The following is a 19,621-nucleotide window of genomic DNA, read 5'->3' as shown; positions in this document are numbered from 1 at the left end:
GCTTATCACTCGATTTGCTGAAATAAGCCTACTTTGTACTTTACTCTTTTTTCAAGGAGAAAAAAAGAGCGCCGAAAAAGGAAGTATGCTCCTCATGAGAATGTACTTACTGTACGAAAAACAAGGCCATTTGGATCACTTCTATCTGAAAAGTCAAGAATCCATGTGTTTCCATTCTCTGTTCAGTTGATTCTAGCAAACTCTCATGTCCCTCACAATGTAAATGAAGTAGAACGCATTTTTTCAACATGTCATAATAGAAGGTAACGAAATGAATTGGAGTGTCCTTACATGATGTTGACGATCATTCTTTTTTTATTAGCAGGAATAGCAGAAATTGGCGGCGGCTATCTTGTGTGGCTTTGGCTGCGTGAAGCCAAACCGGTCAGCTTTGGAATCGCCGGCAGCCTCATCCTCGTCGCTTATGGGGTCATTCCTACCTTCCAGCAGTTCCCGACTTTCGGACGGGTTTATGCGGCCTATGGCGGTGTGTTTGTGGTTCTTGCTGTGTTTTGGGGCTGGTGGGTCGATCGAAAAACGCCTGATTTGTACGATTGGGAAGGCGCTCTTATTTGTTTAATAGGTATGAGTATGATGCTCTTTGCCCCTAGAAACTAGAGAAAAAGATTGCAATACATGTCATGAGAAAAAAGCCGGCGCTCTTTTGCCGGCTTTCACATTTCTCCTAATGAACTTTTTATGCACCGAATTGTGTTTCATAAAGGCGCTTATATAAGCCATTTTGCGTTAGTAATGTTTTGTGATTTCCTTGCTCTGCAATGCCACCTTTTGTCACAACAACAATTCGATCTGCATGTTGAATAGTTGCAAGGCGATGCGCAATGACTAGCGTCGTTCTACCTTCTGAAAGCTCTTCTAGTGATCGTTGGATCGAAGCCTCTGTTTCAGTATCTAGTGATGAGGTCGCTTCATCCAGTATTAAAATAGGTGGATTTTTCAGGAAAATACGTGCAATTGATACACGCTGCTTTTGTCCACCTGACAGCTTGACGCCTCTTTCACCAATCATTGTCTCAAGACCTTCGGGCAGGGATTCGACGAGTTCTTTTAGCTCTACTTTTGACACTGCCTGCCATATTTCTTCCTCAGTTGCATCAAGCTTTCCATAAAGAATGTTCTCTCGAATGCTCCCATTAAATAAATAGACGTCTTGTTGGACTATTCCAATTTGTTGGCGCAGTGAAGACAGCTTCATCTGTCTACTATCAATGCCGTCTATCGTAATGGTTCCAGATTGCCATTCATAAAACCTTGGTAATAAACTGCATAGCGTGGATTTACCAGCACCGGAAGGACCTACTATGGCAACCGTTTCCCCTTGTTTGAACTCCAGATTAATATGCTCAAGGATCAAACTGTCCTTCTCATAACCAAAGCTGACATCATGAAATGTGATTTCACCTTTTAGGCCATCGACATGAATCGCATCAGGGACGTCCTTTTCGTCTGGGGCTTGATCTAAGAGCGAAACAAATCTCTTAAAGCCTGCGACTCCCTTTGGATACGTCTCAATCACTGAATTAATTTGTTGAATGGGTCCTAAAAAGATTCCAGACAGCAGGACGAATGAAATGAATTCACCATAGGTCATATTCTTTTGCATCACAAACCATGTCCCGCATACAAGGCCAAAGATGGTGACGCCCTTCATAAGCAGATGACTAATCGAAGCGTGTAATGCCATCATTTTGTATGTGGTTAATTTCGTTTGTTTAAACTGTTCATTGTGTTCAATAAAGCGATCAACCTCATGCGTTTCATTCCCAAATGCCTTCACTACTCGAATTCCGCTCACATTATTCTCAACCCTGGCATGGAATTGACCAATACTTGAAAACATGTGATCAAAGGCAATCGACATTTTCTTCGTAAAATAAACCGATAGCCCTATTAAGAATGGAACAATGAGAAACGTGAGGACGGCAAGCTGCCAATTAATTGATAGCATCAGGGCAAATGCACCTGTAAGAGTCATCATTGCAATAAATAAATCTTCAGGACCGTGGTGAGCGATTTCACCAATATCCATTAAATCGTTTGTCATGCGTGAAACAAGCTTTCCTGTTTTCTTTTGATCAAAGAATCGAAAAGACATTTTTTGTACGTGGGTGAATAGCTGACTTCTCATATCTGTTTCAATATTGATACCTAGCTTATGTCCAAAATATGTCACCACATAATTCATTGCTGAGCTGACAACATAGACTGCCAGTAAAATTCCACTCCAGATGAGAATCATTTCCCAGTTTCTGTTTGGGAGCAGGTCATCTACAACCATACTGATCGCAAGTGGAAATGATAATTCAAGTAGTGCCGCTATGACGGCACAGGAAAAATCTAATATAAACAGCCCCATATATGGCTTATAATAGGAGAAAAATCGTTTTAACAAAAAGCAGCCCCCTTACTTCTGAGATAATTCTGTCAATATCTCAACGTATTTTTCTGCTTGATTGGCGATAGCTATTGGATCAAATGGCCAGAAATACGCAATATCCAAGTCGTGTACTTGATTCTTTTTCACTGCTTTTAAGCTTTTCCATATTGAATTGCTCTTATCGAATGTACCTCCGTTGGCTTCATCAACAAATATATAATCACCTGCATACTTTGGTAGCACTTCATATGAAATATGTTCAAATCCTGACTTTCCATTTAAAACAGTGTCTGCAACATCTTTTGGCGGCTGAAGCTGCAATTGTTCGTAAAGTGCTTGTCCACCTCGATAGATACCATTCCCATACACATAGACATCATTTTTAAATGCACCCAAGATTGACACTGTTTCGCCTTCTTTGATGACTGTTTTCACTTTCTTTCTAGCAGCTTCTATACGTTGATCAAATTTTTTCAAAAACGCTTTTCCTTCTTCTTCTTTATTCAAGATGCTGGCTAATGTAGTGATCTCTTCTTGTGAATTTTTAAATACACCGAACGGATAAACAATCGTTGGGGCAATTTTTTTGTAGACATCAAGTACCTTTTCATCGTCTACAGCTGAAATGATGAGGTCTGGTTTTAAGCTTGCCACCTTTTCGGCGGAGCGTTCATCACTAATGTCTGCCACACCATCCACTTTGCCTTTGAGATGTATGTTTTTTAAATCTTGTGTTGTGGCACCAACCGGTTTTACCCCTAGTGCAACAGCACTACCCAAATAGCCATCTACGAGAATACGCTTTGGATTTGCTGGAATCTCGACCTTGCCTTTCACTGTGTCAACCGTTTTTGTTTTTTCTTCGGCTTTTTTACTTTCTTCCTTTTGACCGCAGGCTGCTAGTGCGAATAACAACACTAAAGTCATTAAACTAAGAAATATGCCTTGTTTTTTCATACTTTTCTCCTCCATATCATGATGAATCATTGAGAATCATTATCATTTATTTGTCTCTCGTATTCTATCAACCGCTTGTCTATCGGTCTATGGATAATCGTCATAACTTGTTTATGGACAATTGTTAGAAACACTTATTCTTTTATTAAAAATTGAGAGAATCGTTTCATGATTTCTATCGCTCGTTCCCCTTCACCAAATCTAAATTCTTCTAGTTTTAACAGGTAGAATGTATCATTTTGCACTGCGGGTAAATTACGCAGGACATCACTTTCCTTCATACGTTTGTCCATATGTCTGTACCATCCATTTCGAACAGCCACAATAAAAAACATATGATCTGCTGCATAATCTGCTAAACGCTCAAGCGGAATCACAACATGTTTATCAGGTTTCAGCACCTCCTCTTGAATGGCTTCAGGGGGCTTCAACTCCAACGTTTTATATAGGTTGATTGCTCCTCTCGCATGAAAAGACCACATATACACCTTGTCATGTCCCCTTACTTCATATAAAGCAACCGTTTCCTTTTTTTTCAAAAATGGCGTCAAGCGCTCTCTTTCCTTCTGTGCTTGCTTCTCATAACGCTCCACCCATTGCTTTGCTTCTTCGCTCCTTCCGATGAGGCTACCTAAACAAAGTACCTCCTCTACAGGACTCAGGCGACTATATGGAAAAACAAGCACAGGAGCGATTTTCTCCATGCGTTTCATCCATTCTATATTTGTATAGAAATAATCAGGCATTAAAATGAGGTCTAAGTTCATGTCCTTCAAAACGTCGTCAGATGTATGTTCATGAATGACGAAGACATCACTGAGTTGACCTTGAAGCAGATCTGAATAAAGAGCAATATCTTCTTCCATGCAAATTGGTTTCACTCCGAGCGCAAGCAGAGAGCCTACAAACTGAAAAGCGGCAATTCGTTTTGGTTGGCGACTCAGTCGATACTGACTAGGCGATCTGCCCGTTTTTTGACGAAACTTTCTGCTGAAATAGAGGCTATCAGTATAGCCTACTCTTTGTGCAATCGCCTGAACCTGTTCATCGGTTTTGAACAATAGCTTTTTTGCTTCATCTATTCGAATTTGTGCAATATAATCTGTAACACTCATCCCAACGCTTTTCTTAAAAAAAGTTGAGAAATAGCTTTCATTAAAGCCCATTTTATGTGCTAAATCCTTACGGGTCAGTTCTTGTTGGTAATGCTCTGCAATGTATTGAAGAATCATTTGAATTGAATAATGATCAGCATGAGTTGTTTTCTCATTTTGTTGCTGGAATATTTGCAGTACTAGCCTTAGTAGCTTCACTTGGCTACTTTCTGAATAAGAGGGATCACTTAAACGTTTAATATGATGAAATAATACCGGTGAGCCCATCACCACTTGCCCGTTATCAGGCAGGGTATCATAATTGATTTTATAAATTAATTCATCATCAGCATCATTTGTGAGCATGTAATGTTCAAATGAAACAGCAAAGACTGTGACTTGCTGATTAGATAAAGAACGGATGACAACAGGGATGTGAGATCGTATAAACAGGCTATCCCCACCGTCAAGCTCGTACTCCATTCCTTCTAGCTGAATGACAACGGTACCATCAGCTGTTAAAACGCTTGGAGATTTTGTCTGCCATCTGTTCGTTTGTTTTGCTTTCAGACACATCTGAATTTTCTTTTTCACATGTAGCATCGTTTCCATTTGTGCGTTCATCTTCAGATACCTCCTTTCAGCGATAAAAAAGGTGATGCCGTTGTGGCACCACCCCAGCGTGTAGACAAACCCTCGCATTCGTTGTCAGATCTGCGCGCTGGTGCTCACGAATGTTGAATTCGCTCCGCTCCAGTGCTCAATCTTCCTAGACTTCAAGGGTTTTCAATTCACGCTGAAAAGAAGACAAAGGGCTAAAATAAAAATCATTTTAGCCCTTTGTCAACAATCTGAGGTGATGCCGTTGCGGCACCACCCTTCTTGTTTTGTTTTTTTTAGCGATCCGCACCGGCTGCCAGCAATTCTTTGTTTTTTTCCTTAAAACGTTCATTATGAGAAGATACATACGCCACTTTCTCCGCATCTGGTTCGATATATAATTTCGCACTATTTAGTGCGTTCACACCATCTACAAACGTTCCTGCAATCAAGCGGACCTTGCTTTTATGTGTACATAAATCACCTACTGCATACACACCTGGTAAATTGGTCTCCATCTGCTCATTCACTTCAATGAGCCCCCATTCACCTTGCTTTAATCCCCATTCTGCAAGAACACTTAAATCGCCTTTCATGCCGTGGTTGACAATGACTGCGTCTGTTTCAATACGTTCTTTTTCACCTGTTTCTAAATGGTGAACAGTGACAGCTTCGATTTCTTTTCCGTTACCATGTAGGTCAGTTAATTCATGTGGGGTTAAAATACGTGCACTTGATGCTTTCATATTCGCCACGTTTTTTTCATGTCCACCAAACATATCTCTGCGGTGTATAACAGTGACACTTTTCGCAATTGGCACAAGGGCATTTGCCCAATCCACCGCAGAATCGCCGCCCCCAGAGATGACGACTCTTTTTCCAGCGAAGGTTTTGAGCTCCTGAACCGTATAATAAAGGTTTGTTACTTCATAGCGATCTGCATTTTCAACCTCCAGCTTTCTTTGAACTGGAATACCATGCCCCATTGCCAGAATCAAGGTTTTGGTTAAATGACGATCACCATTTTCGGACGTAATCAATATATTTCCATCTTCTAAGCGATGAAAGTCTGTTATTTTTTGATTTAATGCAATGACAGGTTCAAATGTTTTGGCTTGCTGTTCAAGCTGTTTAATTAATTGCTCTCCTCTTGTTGGCACTAATCCACCTACATCCCAAATGACTTTCTCTGGATACAGTAGGATTTTCCCACCAAGGCTTTCGTTATACTCCAGTACCTTCGTCTTTAAATCCCGCATCCCACTATAAAAGGCGGTGTACATTCCTGCTGGACCGCCGCCAATAATGGTGACGTCAAACAATTCAAGCTGCTCTGTCATTTGAGTCCCTCCAGTTTTTCATCGATTGATCTATTTACAAGTGATATTGATTCTCATTATCATATGTACCTATTGTAGTCTACTCTGGTGAAGGGAATCAATAGCTTTCTGCAAAAAAAAGAACAGGACGAGCTCTTTCTCGTCCTGTCATCCATCACACAATCGTTAATCCAAGGTCTTTTAATTCAAGCGAAACAAGTCTTGCAATCGCATCTGCTCCTTCTTTTGTAAAGTGCGTGCGATCCTCTACGCCTGTTGACAGCATAAAGTAAGAAGTCGTTTTCTCTATGCCAGAAATTTGATAAAATTGAAGGCTTGCCGTATTTAAATCAACAAGAAGGACTTCTTCTTCATCAGCTAGTTCTTTCATAGCGGCACAGTAATCAGGGAAGTCATTGATATATTCTCCGTCTTTTTCATGAAAGCGGCCGACTGGCGTTAATAAAAGCGGTGTAGCTCCTTTTGCTCTTGCTCCGTGAATATATTGAGACAAATAGCTTTTATACGTCGTGAAAGGGTCTGTATGCCGTTCAGGCTTCTCCGTTGAAGCATCATTGTGCCCCATTTGTGTAAGCAGCCAGTCCCCAGGCTGAATGTCAGCCAATATTTTATCAAGCCGTCCTTCTTCAATGAATGTTTTTGAGCTTCTTCCACCGATTGCGCGGTTGTCGACGCTCACGCCTTGCGCTGTATAGCGATGTAAAAACTCTCCCCATCCTCCTTGAACAGGACGATCCGGGTAAGATGCAACGGTTGAATCACCAGCTAAATAGATGGTTGTCATGTTCATACGCCCCCTTGTTCATATAGCCACTTTTATAAGCGATGCGGACATCCAAGTGGCTGCTGAAAAGATATGAAACAATCAGCATCGCTACTTCATTCATTCTCTTTTTAATGATCAAAACCCTGCTTACCGGTAGATGTGAATACGTTAAATATGCGGCGGAAGTTCTACTTTTGTCTCAACGGCTTGCTTTAATGCCTGAAGCATATAGCCAATTCCTTTATATGGAGCTAGCGGATAAATCGCTGTTTGATGAGGAAGTAATAAAGGATCGATCACCTTTCGATATTTCTTTCCACCTAGTATCACTAGTTCATCATATGCAGTGAGATGTTTTTCATGAAATTGCTCACTTAGTGCTTCTCTTGTCATCTGATCAGCATGCGGTGTACCAAAAGCCACATCATAATTTTCATGAATGATTTCATCTGCTTTTAAGAATCCATGCTTCGCTGATATGATCAGCCAGTCTGAAAAGAACGTTTGGGCATAGCTTTTCGTACGCTGATGCAGTGGACTTAAATAAACGAGGTTCGCCGGCTGGCTCCCTGCTTCTGGATGGACGTCCCAAATTTTCTTCGCCCCACATGGAATGATACATACTCGCTTCACTTGATTTTCTCCTTCCTTCGTCGATACATCCGATACAACATACAACCTAGCGCTGTGCCGAGTGTATTTAAGAGAATATCATCAATATCGCTGCTTCTTGTAATCATACCAGATTGCGAGAAAACCCATTGAAGCACTTCAATCATGGTTGACAAGAAAAAGCCAGCAAGAATCGCCTTTTGCCAGCGCATGGTTCGGAATGCTTGATAGAGAAAAAAACCAAGTGGCACAAATAACAAAATGTTCCCTGCCAAATTTAAAAAAACAAGATTGGGATAGCCGTGATGATAGGCATGGAGATTTTGATAAATGGACTGCAAAGGCACGAGGTTGACACTCACCTGATCCCTTGGTGCGGAAAAACGATTAGGAAAGACCGTCAAATACAATAAAACATTCGTATACATAAACAGACAGGCAAGAACGATTTCTGTTCGTAAATAGATAAATCGTTTTTGCTTTTTCGCCTGTCTGTATCTCATATGTAAATAGAGCGGGACGAGCAAGAGAAAATAAGCAATGGAAAACATCGCACTGAATGTCATACGGAGAGCTGCCCCTTTCTCACATGATGCTTGACCATATTTACAGCTTATTCAGGCCTGCCCGCATCTATTCATCACTTATTCTCCTATTCAATAACGAGACACCCATATTGACAAATCGTCAGTTTCCCGCTAAACTGACTGACATTCAGTCATTTAAGGTCGGTGATGATGTGTCGAAACGAGAAAAGATTATGCTTGCTGCCATTGACGCGTTTAAAGAAAAAGGAATCGAAAAGACGACCATTTCGGATATTGTGAAAGCAGCAGGAGTGGCGCAAGGAACATACTATCTATATTTTCCTTCAAAGCTGTCTGTCATGCCTGCTATCGCAGAACATCTCATCTCGCAGATGGTCCCAGCTATTGAAAAGGAATTGACTCAGCATGCGGATGTCCTCGATCAAGCAGATGCGCTTGTTGAATTCATCTTCTCTTTTACAAGACAATACCGTGACGTCCTTGCTCTGACCTACTCAGGTTTAGCTGCCACGGAGCATTTAAAGGAATGGGAAGATATTTATGAGCCGATTTACAAATGGGTCGCTGCTTTTTTAGAAAAAGCAAAGCAGGACAAAAGGGTTCGTGCGAATTTGAACTGTCAATATGCAGCCAAATTCATTATCGGTTTACTTGAATCGTCTGCTGAGCAAATGTACTTATTTACAGAAACAGATACAGAAGAGGTTCTGATTCAAAAGCGAGAGGTGAAGCAATTTCTTCTTTACGCACTTGGCATAGAGACATCTTAACTTAGTACAGCACTTGCTGTACGCTCTTTTTTGGTTTCGAAATGACGAATCGTCAGTTTTTAGTTTTAGGAGGAAATACGATGAAAAAAAGCTGGATGTATGTCGCACTCACTTGTTTATTCGAATTACTTTGGGTGTTTGGTTTAAATAGAGCTGATGCTGTGTGGGAGTGGGCGATCATTATTTGCCTGATCCCGGTTGATTTTTATTTTTTAATGAAAGCCTGCGAGAAGCTGCCGACAGGGACCGTGTACGCCGTGTTTGCCGGAGTTGGAACGATTGGTACGTCTTTGATGGATTACGCGCTGTTCGGCGGTTCGTTTTCATTAGAAAAGCTCTTATTTATGGGCATTTTAATTCTCGGCATTATTGGTCTAAAAGTGTCTGATGGAGATGCACATGAGCAGAAAGGAGAAGCGGTATAAATGGGTTGGTTTTTTGTACTATTAGCCTCTGCCTGCGAAATCGGCGGAACCATTGGCCTCAATATGTTTAGTAAGAAAAAGCAAATCACGACAGGCATTTTATTTGTCGGCGGATTTGCCTTATCCTTTTTGTTTTTATATGCCTCGTTCTCTTCCGTTCAAGTATCTGTTGCCTATACGGTCTGGATTGGACTTGGAACGGCGGGCTCTGTCTTGTTTAATATGATTCTATTTAAAGAGCCGAAGAACATGATTCGTATACTCAGCTTGCTGCTGATTGTGATTGGTGTGGTTGGGCTGAAGTTGTTTGCGTGATTGAATGACAAAAAAGGAAGGGAGTCAAAGCCCCTTCCTTTTTTAGTTCTCGTTTAATGGGTATCTTGCTGCTCGAGCAAGAGATCCATTGCGTAAATCGATTCGCCTTTTTCATCTAATAAAAAGTACACAATCAAAGGTTCTCCAAAAGTTGCTGTCTGCTGCGTGAACAAAACACAGGTGAATTTTTCGATACCAATTGGAAGCTTTTTTTTCAATATAGGATGAAGAATAGGCGAAGTCCGAATTGTATCTACATCAACATCCCAACGTTCGTTTTTTAATGTTGGATAATGCTCTGATAACATTTGGTGTAACATGTCGGTCGTCCACGCTGCTCTTCCATTGTACCCATCATCTATTATGTTGATGTTATACATCCGACGGTTGCTCACCCTTTGAAGCATTGATTCGTATTCCTTTTAAGACAAATCGTTTCTGACCATCAAGAGTACAAGTGATCAATGTCAGTTCATTTTCCCCGCGATCCTTTAGTACATCAACGTCCGTCGGTTCAATCGTAGCTGAGCTGACAATTTTGTATTCATATGTTTCCGCTTGATAATGTAAGACGACTTTTTCTCCTTTCGGCACCTCTGGCAGCTGCCTGAAAAGCCGATCGCCTCTATACCCTCTATGGCCTGCAATCGTGAAATTCCCTTCACCTGGCATTTGATGAGATTTGATCTGAGTCAGTGCAATACCTAAATTTTCTTTTGATGTAACAGGAAGCACTTTTTCGTTTAAATCAATTGACGGGATCTCTAGCTCCATCACATCTCGAAGGTCTTCTTCTGACACAGTTAGATGTGGAATAGAAGAAAGGGCATCACTGTCATTTTCTTCAATCATCTTTAATGCCTGTTCCATTGCTGCTGTCTCTTGAGAAGTTCGCCACTCATATATAAAAGGAACGGAGATGAGGATTAGCCCCGCGACCACCAAAAAGCTGCCTAATAAGGTTCTTTTTTTCATCAATACACTCGTTCCTTCCTTTTACTGAATGGGTCTTCTTCTAAGAACAAGAAGAACAGTTCCAGAAACTACTAGTAAAATCCCTGCATACATCATATAACGCAGCCATTCTTCTCCAGTCTTTGGCAGCTCACCGTTTGAGTCATGAGGTGGATGTTGATCCCCTTTAGGTGAGGCTGGAGGATTCGTGTGGTCCTCTTCATTCTTCACTGGAGCATTTTTCACAATCATTGTCTTGATCTCCATTTCGCCCATTTGAATTGTAAAGATGAGTGGTTTCTTTAAAGCTACATAACCATTTGGAGCTTTCGTCTCTGTGAGTGTATATTCACCAGGTTTAAGCCCTTTGACAATGGCTTCTCCGTCGTTTCCTGTTGTCACAGATTTTATGGTTTTCCCGGCTTTTGTACGAATGTCAAAGGCTGCACCTTTTAAAGTTCTATCTGTCTGCTGGTCTACCTTTATGATACGCAGACTTCCTAAGATCAAGTGATTCTTCGCTGTTAATTGAAGTGGCTTCTGCTGATTTTTCTCAATTGTAAACAGGATCGGCTTATGATCCAATTGATAGCCATGAGGTGCTTTCGTTTCAACGAATTGATATTCTCCCGGTTTTAGATCGTTGATGCGAAGCTTTCCTTTCTGGTCCGTTACAAGTGATTTCTTCAACGTTTTCCCTTCTTTACTCAGAAGAGCAAACTCTGCATTTTCGAGCGTATGTCCCTCATCATCCACTTTGGTCAGTTCCACTGCCCCCGGCGTCAGTTTGTTGATCATTTCTACTTTTGCTGGTTTGTCTTGACCTAAACGGATCGTAAATGAGACAGGTGTCTGATCCAATTCATAGCCGGCAATGCTTGCTGTTTCGACAAATTGATAGGTTCCTGGCTTCAGTTGATCGACTGTCAGTTGACCGTTTTTGTCTGTCTTTAATTCTTTCTTCACACGCTGATCGTGCGCATCAATCAGGTCAAAGGTCACGCCAGCGAGCAGCTGACCATCCTCCCCTTTTTTCTGAAGCTTCACAGCACTTGTCGTCCGAATATTTTCTTTTGTCACTTTTACCAGTTGATTTGGATTGAAATCAATCTTAAAGTCTACTGGTTCTGCATCAAGTTTATGTCCAAAAGGAGCCTTCGTTTCAACCAATTGGTAAGCGCCTGGTTTCAAATCGTTGACAGTGATGATGCCTTTCTCGTTGGTTGTTAAACCTGACATCAATTCTTTACCATCGTCATTGAAAAGTGTAAATTCTGCGCCTTTCAATCTTTCTTTTTCTTCCCCTATTTTTGTTAGTTCTACAGAACCTTTCTTGAGCTGATTGATGGCCTCCACTTGAATCAGTTCTTTTTGACCTAATTCAACTTGAAAGACAAGTGGTTTCGCACTCAATTCATAGCCTTCAAGACTCTTTCTTTCAACAAATTGATAGGTTCCAGGTTTTAGACCTGTGAAGGTGATTTTTCCATCCTGATTGGTTGTAATCCCTTCTCCTCCTGCCACTATCTTTCCTTTGGCATCAGATAGATCAAAGACAACCCCTTCTAATGATTTCCCATCTTCGCCTTTTTTGTGTAACAGCACTCCGCCTGTTGTGCGGCCATTTTCTTTTGTCACACTGACCAGCTTCTGAGGGTTAAATGGAATAGCAAAAGTGACAGGTGTTTTGTCAAGCTCATGACCGAATGGAGCCTTCGTTTCAACAAACTGATAGGTTCCAGGTTTAAGATCGTTGACGATGATTTCCCCGTTCTGATCAGTGACGAGACCTGTTTTCATCTCTTTTCCATTTGCATCTACAAGCTTGAATTCTGCTCCTTCAAGCACTTCATTCTTTTCACCAAGCTTCGTGAGCTGGACAGCTCCAGTTTTGAGATCATTGATCACTTTGATCTCTGCCGGTGTTTTTTGTGCGATTTCGATGGTAAACGGATAAGGTTTATTTTTCTTTTGATAACCATCAATACTCTCTGTCTCTACGAGCTGATATTTGCCCGGTTTGAGGTTATCGACCAAAAGCTTCCCATCTTCATCTGTTGTCAAATCTTTACGTACAACTTCGTCATTTTGATCCGTGATTTCAAATCGAACACCTTGAAGCTTCTTACCATCTTCCCCTTCTTTCATCACTTCTAATGCACTTGTTTCATATAGGTTCTTTTGTGAAATGATGACTGGTTCTGTTGGATCGAGTGGTACTTCAAATTTGATTGGTGTTTCGTCTAATACATAACCATCAGGTGCTTTTGTTTCAATGAGCTGATACGTACCCGGTCTTAGTTCGTTTATCGTGATCTTGCCATTTTCTCCTGTAACAAGCGAACCATTTAGCTCATGCCCGTCTTGATCTAAGAGCTTGAACTGTGCACCTTCTAGTCTCTCTCCACCTTCACCTATTTTGCTCAATTCAACAGAGCCTTTGATGATGTCATTTACTGCAGTTACAATCGTTGTTTCTGTTTGATTTTCTTTGATTGTGAACGGCCATTCTTGCTGATTTAATTGATAGCCTTTCGGTGCGTTTGTCTCAACAAAATAATAGGAACCTGGCTCAAGATGTTTGAAAAGGATTTCTCCTTTTTCGTCCGTTTTCAAATGGGTTCGGACGGTATCTCCAGATTCATTTTTCAGTTCAAATTCTGCATTCTCTAATACCGCACCCGTCTCTTTGTCTTTTTTCGTTAACTTGACATGCTGGCGGATTTCTTGGTTCTGCACCGTCATGCTATTTCCTGTTTTCGCTTGATCTCCTGATTCGTAGGGCTGATCAATCGTTACATTGATTGGTTCCTTCGTCTTAATATAACCATCAGGTGCTTTCTCTTCTGTCACGATATAGTCACCATATAGAAGACGATCAAATCGAAGAGCTCCTTCTTCATCTGTTGTCTTTGTTCCAATGACGATACCGCTCGCAGCATCTGTCAGAGAAAAGCTTGCTCCTTTTAGCGCTTTTCCACTACTCGCATCTACTTTATTAATGGTTAAAGCGCCAATCGCTCCTGTGCCATCTCCCATGCCAGCAGTGCGTTTGACCACAATTGAGGCTTCGGATTCCTTTTTGATTTCTTTTACATTTTCACCTCTAAACGTTACTTCGTTTTGAAGTGTACTTCCCACCTTATCTAAAATGAGAGATTGGTATTCTAAAATATATGGTCTCGTGATTTCTTCTTTAAATTTGATTTGAAAAGAATCTGGATCGAATTCAAGGTCTAGTTCATAATCCTTCCCTTTTTCCAGCTCTTCCTTTTTGGTCACTTGCCCCTTTTCATCTATTGTCGTTGAATACAGATGAAATGAGTTTTCTATTATCGCTTGATTACTGCTTGGATGGTCTATAATCGTCGCATCTTGGACTGTTGATTGACCAAAGTTAATATTCAGTTTCCAATCAATGACTTTCCCTTGTTGATTTCCTGATTTGCTCGTGTATTTCCCTCCATTTGGAATGGACACCTCAGCATTCACGTCTGATTCTTTCGTCTTTCCATCATAAAGGGTCGCTTTATTTTCATAGGTTTTCTGTACTAAATCCATTCCTTCAACACTTGTTTGATACGTGATTTTGTATGGGGAATCAATGGCATGTTTGAAAATGACTTCGAAGCCTGATTCTCCTTTTTCATTTTCAAGGAATTTGATGTCATAATGTTCTTTCGCTAATACCTCTTTTTCTTCCGCTCCATTTTCCCCGCCTTGTAAATCAAGCGAGTAGATGGTGATTGAATCTTTAAGCAAACGCTGATTTCCTTGAATGAAATCCTCGATTTTCGCCTCTTCTAAATGTTTCAAGTTATAGTTCACACCGATATTCCATGTGATCTCTTTTTTCTTTGCATCATAGGTTCCGTTCTTGAACCCATTTGACTGTGTGTATGTGTCAGGCGTGAAGACAGATTGATTTTCCTTCGTCAAATCCTTGCCATCTTCATTTACCCATTCAAGCTTTACATGGTTACGCAGGTTCTTTTGATCTTTATCTGCTCTTTTTTCATAATCAAAAGACGTTGTATATGTGACGGTATGTTCTGTCTTAATTTCTTTCGTAAATTGAATATCAAATCCATTTGCATGTTCAACTATTTGATAATCTGTGCCTTCTTCAAGCACTGTATTACCTGTCGTCACTTTTAAACTATCTTTTTGCAGCGTCAATCCTTCGTTTGTAAACGTATCTTTTAATATCACGTTGTTCATGGTTTGTTGATCTTTGTTGAAGGTGATACGCCATGGAATGGTCTTGTTCTTGTAATTCGGTGTTCCATGATTTTTCGTTAAGATTTGCTGGTCAATTCTTTGCTTCCCTTGTTTGCTCTCTTTGCCAGCTGTTACAGTATTGATAATGTCTTCAGCTTCAAAAATCCGCTCGGTTGCTTTTGTTTGATATGTGATGAGATAAGCCGATTGAATATCTTGATTGAATTGCAAGGAAAACCCGTTTTGTTCATCCTTTTTTTGAGGTTGAACCACATAATGTTCAAATGCTTTTGTTCCTGATTCTTTGCCATCCTGATCAATTGTGACTTCCTTGACTTGAATTGAATCAGAAATCAGCGCCTGTGTGCCATTAAAGAAGTCTTCTAGCAAAGCATCCTTTTCAGCAATCTTTTTTTCGTTATAGTTATAACGAATTTCCCACGTGATTGTTTGTGTGACTGGGTCGTAGTGGGCGGCTTTTTTATTTAAAGGACTGCCTCTTGTCACATTCACTGTTCCTTCTGCTGAATTAATCACTTTATCAGCAGAGACAAGGGATGCTTTATTACGAAACGCAGACTGATCTTGATTCGTAATGTCCGTTTCATACATTAAACGGTAAGCTAGATGCACGTCATCTTTAAATTCAATCGTGAAATCTTGACCATCTGCTGTTTGGCCGATTGTGTAGTGGTTTTCGTCAAGCAGCTGACCAAGCGATGTTTCACCATTTAGCTTTGTATCAACACGATAAAGCTTGATTGAATCTTTTTTTAACGCTTGACCTTCTTGAATCGGATCTAAAAGTCTTGCTTGTTTCACATCGTCTAAGTCCATATTAAAATCGATTGTCCATTGAATGGTTTCAGCATTGTAAGATCGATTTGGTTCTCCCTTTTTAGAGACGTTTGGACCATTTGGAATGTATTGAATCGGGATCGATATCGTATCTTTGCCTTCAATCGGGGTAATGACCACTTCTTTTTCTTCAGTAATGACTGTTTTTTGATCTAATTGCGTCCACACTTGAAGTGTTCCATGGATATTTGAAAATTGTTTGATAAAATCAGTGAATTCGATGGAGGCATTTCCACTCTCATCTACAGAAAAATAACCAATGGTTGCCTGATTAAATTTCATCTCGAGACGATCGATTTTTTCATAAATCACTAATTCCTCTGGAACCTTGAAATGGAATTCATCCCCGCCATTATAGCTATGACCATTTGGGATCGCCCACTCATAGTTAATGGAAATAAGCGAGTTGATGTCAGGCTTATCAATTGAATTTCCTTCTTGATCTTCAAAAATTAATTTCGCATCAGTGAGAAGATTTTCTTGTATCTGCATTTGTTTTGAAACACTTTGCAGCCCTACACGCTTAGATACGTTCACTTTGTTTTTTAGTAATTCCTCTTCATCGCTTTGTTTCGTTTGAGCGGCTTCTTGATTCTTATCGTTTTTTTCAGATGAGGTTGAGTCATCTTTTGGAAGGCTTTCTTCACGCTCTTTTTGCTTTGTTTTCTCTTTTGGCTCAGCTATACTGGTGACATCGATGTTTATTGATCCTTCTAAATTTGGATCAAGCTCAACATCTTCTTTAAATATGACCGTTACTTCATTTTGTTTTGAAACGGTATACTCACCAACAAGTATGTCACCTACAGTAATGGGTTCCTTCTGCGCCTTCTCTACCTGTATGGCTGAAGGAAGAGAGAGAACATAGGGATGTTGCTTTTTTAGATCCATACCTTTTATCGACCAATGGACAATTGCCTTTCTGACTTGCTGGTCTTCCATGCTTGATAATTTGTTTCCTTCGCTGTCAGCAAACTCAATATTCCCATAAATGTTTTCTTGGCTTTCTTTTGCTTGTGCCCCTGCTAAAGGCAAGATTCCTAATATAGTAGACTGTATGACTAACATCGCGATGAGAGCCAATGACAATATTCTTTTCAATACATCCACCCTTTTCTAAAATTAATTTTCAACAATGATAAAAAAATCATTTGTATACTGTCAGATCAATCACTCCGCTTCTGATCAAATATTTTCTAAAAATTTGCACCTTAAGACCCTATGAATAAAATGAGTTGATCATCATGAGCTTGAAAGGGAAACATGAGTAGTGGATATAATAACTGGATAGGGGTCTACAGAAATGGGAAATAGTGAGAGGATCGTGAAAAGAATAAATGTGAATTTTTCTATTTATACTGGAATGAACAATAAATAATGTGTACATGCATATATAAGCATGTACTCACATATGGTTCGTTCATATGAAACAAGCATGTATCATATGGTATGTATGGTGAGACAGTTCAGCATCATATAGATCGCATTCCTTTCTACTCCCTTTCATATGGTAATCAAAAAGTTGCTGCGTTTTATTCTTACATTTACCGTTTCAACAGCAAAAAAATAAACGAAATATCTAAAATGATCCATTTTTATAGGATTCATGGCTTACTTATCACCTTTTAAATGAAAAATATGGGGAATCAGGGCATAACATTTGTTTTCGTCTTTTTTTTTTCTCTTTTATCATGAAAAGTGGAGACAAAACGATTTAGCCTAAACATTACAATCATTTCATGCCTATTTTGAGAATCAAATGTTCTTTAAGTGAACTTCATAATATAGAGGCAAGCCAAAGGAAGGAGTTAGTTGTTTGATGGAGCTCATTGATAATAAATCAAAGAGATGGATAAACATTTTAAAACTGCTTGTATCCAAAAATAAGTGGTGGAGCCTTCAAGAGATATCGAATGAACATATCGGTTCGGTTCGTGCCATTCAAAGCGATTTAGAACAAATGAAATCGTTCAAAACAGAGAACGGTGAGCCGTTAATCCACATAAAGCCGAGACAAGGCATATCCATTTGTTATACACAGACGATACGAGTGGACTACTATATCAAGGAAATTTTAAAAGATACGATTGAAATTCGATTAATTGACGGCATTTTTTTCGAACAAAACAGGTCTTTCTATGAATGGATGGACACGCTTAATATCAGTAGATCCACATTGTATAACACCATTCATAAAATCAATTCGATTCTTGTCTCTTATGACATTGAGCTACGCCCAGATAGTATGCAGTTCCATGGAAATGAGAAGGAGATTCGTCAATTCTTTGTTGAATTTTTGTTTGAAGTGTATGGAAGCCGGCTTTGGCCATTCGATGATATTCAAAAGCAAGATGCAGTTGATTTATTACAAGAGCTATTTCAGGTGATCGAAGTCAATGTACCAGATGTGGCGATAGATAAATACTGCCTGTGGTTCGCCGTTTCCATTCACCGAATGAGGAAAAATTTCACAATAAGCCGTAAATATACGTACTCAATGAAAGAGGAAAAACAAACTTCTGCAGCCAAAGGGATCTATGATCAAATCAAAACATGGGAAGAGCATATTTGCCGAATGACCAAAGACGTATTTGATGTGACGCTGGATCATCATGAATTTGTCTTCTTGCTATTGATCGAACCAGCTATTGGACACTTTAAATCAATTGAAACTGTCGAAGAAAAATTGACGTTCTTCCAGTCACATACACCACGACTTTATGATGCCATTCATTCATTTATCAACCAATTGGAGTCGATTTTTCATCAAGAAATAGCGAATCGCAAGGTGATGACACTCGTTCTTCTCCAATATTATGTGTATTCCAATGAAATTACCGTGAGAGATGGATTCCTTTTCAAAAAGAAATCGAGCTATTTATTAGAGGTGAAAAAACAGTTTCCTTATTTCTATTCGAGGATTACTCATATCATCCAAGAGTTAAAAACAGACGATATCCTCGGTCCTTTTGTGAAAAATGAACGGGAATTGATTCGTATGATTACGTCTTCCTGGAGAGGGCTTGTTCAATTGGAAATGGAACGGAGAAACGTGTTGAACATATTTGTTATTTCAACATTAGGCTATTATCATAGTTTGTTTATTGCGGATTTAATTAAATTAAGCGTGCCTCCTCTCATTCACATTTTCACAAGTCCAGAGAATACATTAAATGATGTCACGATGGAGGAACTTGGGATCGATATGATTGTGACCGATACTGAGCTGCCTCTTCAATTCGGACAATCTACGCTGCTGATCAGCTCTTTTCCAACAAAGAAAGAATTGGACAACTTGCACTCAAGATTGGTTGATATGATCGACTAATGTATATCAAAAAAAGCTGCTGAGGAGCTCTCAAGCAGCTTTTTGCTTCTGTATTAATGAAGCACTATTTGTTCATTCATCAAATCAATGGCATAAAGTGATTGCTCATATTCATCTAATAGAAGGTATACTTTGAGCGGTGCAGCCGTTTGATCTGTCTGCTGCGTGAATAGGACACAAGTGAATTTTTCGATCCCCTCTGGCAGCTTGCTTTTCAGAAAAGGATGAAGAATAGGAGAGATTCGAAGGGTATCAACATCTTTTAGCCAAAGTTCATCTTGTAACGCAGGATAATGGTCAACCAAAAACTGACGAAACACTTCCAATGTACTCAAGGTAGATATCCTCACTTTCTTCTATCATGGCTTCAAGCTTACCTAAACCAAACATGTTCAAAGTCATCCTATGATGTCAGCCCACCAAATGTCGTATACT

General features: G+C 39.9%; 16 protein-coding genes. 5 read left to right on the top strand and 11 right to left on the bottom strand.

Going from position 1 to position 19,621, the window contains the following annotated elements; genetic code table 11:
* Positions 1 to 291 precede the first annotated feature (291 nt).
* The gene (locus NST39_RS04595) at positions 292 to 618 is read left to right on the top strand and encodes a YnfA family protein (protein ID WP_341027307.1); all 327 of its coding nucleotides are present in this window, start codon (positions 292 to 294) and stop codon (positions 616 to 618) included.
* 79 nt (positions 619 to 697) lie between these two features.
* On the opposite strand, the gene NST39_RS04590 is transcribed toward NST39_RS04595, so the two are convergent.
* From NST39_RS04590 to NST39_RS04560, 7 genes are all read right to left on the bottom strand, one after another.
* The gene (locus NST39_RS04590; RefSeq protein ID WP_341027305.1) at positions 698 to 2,413 is read right to left on the bottom strand and encodes an ABC transporter ATP-binding protein; all 1,716 of its coding nucleotides are present in this window, start codon (positions 2,411 to 2,413) and stop codon (positions 698 to 700) included.
* Between the two features lie 12 nt (positions 2,414 to 2,425).
* Entirely contained in the window at positions 2,426 to 3,355 is a 930-nt protein-coding gene (locus NST39_RS04585) for an ABC transporter substrate-binding protein (RefSeq protein WP_111913218.1), read from the bottom strand.
* 134 nt (positions 3,356 to 3,489) lie between these two features.
* Complete coding sequence (locus NST39_RS04580; protein ID WP_341027303.1) at positions 3,490 to 5,073, bottom strand: helix-turn-helix domain-containing protein; 1,584 nt, start codon at positions 5,071 to 5,073, stop codon at positions 3,490 to 3,492.
* A 272-nt stretch (positions 5,074 to 5,345) separates the two neighbouring features.
* Positions 5,346 to 6,389, bottom strand: coding sequence for an NAD(P)/FAD-dependent oxidoreductase (locus NST39_RS04575; protein ID WP_106067558.1), 1,044 nt, complete (start codon positions 6,387 to 6,389; stop codon positions 5,346 to 5,348).
* A gap of 154 nt (positions 6,390 to 6,543) precedes the next feature.
* Positions 6,544 to 7,173, bottom strand: coding sequence for a rhamnogalacturonan acetylesterase (locus NST39_RS04570; protein ID WP_003217853.1), 630 nt, complete (start codon positions 7,171 to 7,173; stop codon positions 6,544 to 6,546).
* Between the two features lie 150 nt (positions 7,174 to 7,323).
* Positions 7,324 to 7,788, bottom strand: coding sequence for a DUF6884 domain-containing protein (locus NST39_RS04565; RefSeq protein WP_106033159.1), 465 nt, complete (start codon positions 7,786 to 7,788; stop codon positions 7,324 to 7,326).
* A complete protein-coding gene (locus NST39_RS04560; RefSeq protein ID WP_341027302.1) occupies positions 7,785 to 8,333 on the bottom strand; it encodes a VanZ family protein in 549 nt (182 codons plus the stop codon). Before NST39_RS04560 ends, NST39_RS04565 begins: the two co-directional genes overlap by 4 nt.
* 173 nt (positions 8,334 to 8,506) lie before the next feature.
* Between NST39_RS04560 and NST39_RS04555 the strand changes: the two genes are divergently transcribed.
* The 3 genes from NST39_RS04555 to NST39_RS04545 all read left to right on the top strand — a co-directional run bounded on the left by NST39_RS04555 (position 8,507) and on the right by NST39_RS04545 (position 9,825).
* On the top strand, positions 8,507 to 9,085 hold the full coding sequence (locus NST39_RS04555) for a TetR family transcriptional regulator (protein WP_088001729.1): 579 nt from the start codon (positions 8,507 to 8,509) through the stop codon (positions 9,083 to 9,085).
* An 80-nt stretch (positions 9,086 to 9,165) separates the two neighbouring features.
* Complete coding sequence (locus NST39_RS04550) at positions 9,166 to 9,510, top strand: DMT family transporter (protein WP_003217798.1); 345 nt, start codon at positions 9,166 to 9,168, stop codon at positions 9,508 to 9,510.
* A complete protein-coding gene (locus tag NST39_RS04545) occupies positions 9,511 to 9,825 on the top strand; it encodes a DMT family transporter (RefSeq protein WP_003217878.1) in 315 nt (104 codons plus the stop codon).
* 53 nt (positions 9,826 to 9,878) lie between these two features.
* On the opposite strand, the gene NST39_RS04540 is transcribed toward NST39_RS04545, so the two are convergent.
* Genes NST39_RS04540 through NST39_RS04530 form a run of 3 tightly spaced genes read right to left on the bottom strand, consistent with a single transcriptional unit; the run spans position 9,879 to position 16,968 of the window.
* The gene (locus NST39_RS04540; RefSeq protein WP_217013002.1) at positions 9,879 to 10,205 is read right to left on the bottom strand and encodes a hypothetical protein; all 327 of its coding nucleotides are present in this window, start codon (positions 10,203 to 10,205) and stop codon (positions 9,879 to 9,881) included.
* Entirely contained in the window at positions 10,198 to 10,800 is a 603-nt protein-coding gene (locus NST39_RS04535; protein ID WP_341027300.1) for a class D sortase, read from the bottom strand. The genes NST39_RS04540 and NST39_RS04535 overlap by 8 nt, the downstream gene beginning before the upstream one ends.
* A 21-nt stretch (positions 10,801 to 10,821) precedes the next feature.
* Positions 10,822 to 16,968 (bottom strand): SpaA isopeptide-forming pilin-related protein, encoded by a 6,147-nt coding sequence (locus tag NST39_RS04530; protein ID WP_341027298.1) that lies wholly within the window; start codon positions 16,966 to 16,968, stop codon positions 10,822 to 10,824.
* Between the two features lie 709 nt (positions 16,969 to 17,677).
* Here NST39_RS04530 and NST39_RS04525 point away from each other — a divergent pair.
* Positions 17,678 to 19,186 carry a helix-turn-helix domain-containing protein gene (locus tag NST39_RS04525; RefSeq protein WP_341027297.1) on the top strand — a complete coding sequence of 503 codons (1,509 nt, stop codon included), beginning with the start codon at positions 17,678 to 17,680 and terminating at the stop codon, positions 19,184 to 19,186.
* Positions 19,187 to 19,239: 53 nt separating this feature from the next.
* Here the strand turns inward: NST39_RS04525 and NST39_RS04520 are convergent, their stop codons facing one another.
* Complete coding sequence (locus tag NST39_RS04520; protein WP_003217864.1) at positions 19,240 to 19,521, bottom strand: hypothetical protein; 282 nt, start codon at positions 19,519 to 19,521, stop codon at positions 19,240 to 19,242.
* Between the last annotated feature and the right edge of the window lie 100 nt (positions 19,522 to 19,621).

The sequence above is a fragment of the Bacillus sp. FSL W8-0645 genome (assembly GCF_038007905.1).
GTDB lineage: Bacteria > Bacillota > Bacilli > Bacillales > Bacillaceae > Bacillus > Bacillus pumilus.
This window is presented reverse-complemented; position numbering and strand designations above follow the sequence as displayed.

Excerpts from the sequence above, each read along its gene's own strand:
- NST39_RS04595 (WP_341027307.1), top strand. The coding sequence starts at position 292 with ATGATGTTGACGATCATTCTTTTTTTATTAGCAGGAATAGCAGAAATT.
- NST39_RS04585 (WP_111913218.1), bottom strand. The coding sequence starts at position 3,355 with ATGAAAAAACAAGGCATATTTCTTAGTTTAATGACTTTAGTGTTGTTA.
- NST39_RS04580 (WP_341027303.1), bottom strand. The coding sequence starts at position 5,073 with ATGAACGCACAAATGGAAACGATGCTACATGTGAAAAAGAAAATTCAG.
- NST39_RS04575 (WP_106067558.1), bottom strand. The coding sequence starts at position 6,389 with ATGACAGAGCAGCTTGAATTGTTTGACGTCACCATTATTGGCGGCGGT.
- NST39_RS04570 (WP_003217853.1), bottom strand. The coding sequence starts at position 7,173 with ATGACAACCATCTATTTAGCTGGTGATTCAACCGTTGCATCTTACCCG.
- NST39_RS04560 (WP_341027302.1), bottom strand. The coding sequence starts at position 8,333 with ATGACATTCAGTGCGATGTTTTCCATTGCTTATTTTCTCTTGCTCGTC.
- NST39_RS04550 (WP_003217798.1), top strand. The coding sequence starts at position 9,166 with ATGAAAAAAAGCTGGATGTATGTCGCACTCACTTGTTTATTCGAATTA.
- NST39_RS04545 (WP_003217878.1), top strand. The coding sequence starts at position 9,511 with ATGGGTTGGTTTTTTGTACTATTAGCCTCTGCCTGCGAAATCGGCGGA.
- NST39_RS04540 (WP_217013002.1), bottom strand. The coding sequence starts at position 10,205 with ATGTATAACATCAACATAATAGATGATGGGTACAATGGAAGAGCAGCG.
- NST39_RS04535 (WP_341027300.1), bottom strand. The coding sequence starts at position 10,800 with ATGAAAAAAAGAACCTTATTAGGCAGCTTTTTGGTGGTCGCGGGGCTA.
- NST39_RS04525 (WP_341027297.1), top strand. The coding sequence starts at position 17,678 with ATGGAGCTCATTGATAATAAATCAAAGAGATGGATAAACATTTTAAAA.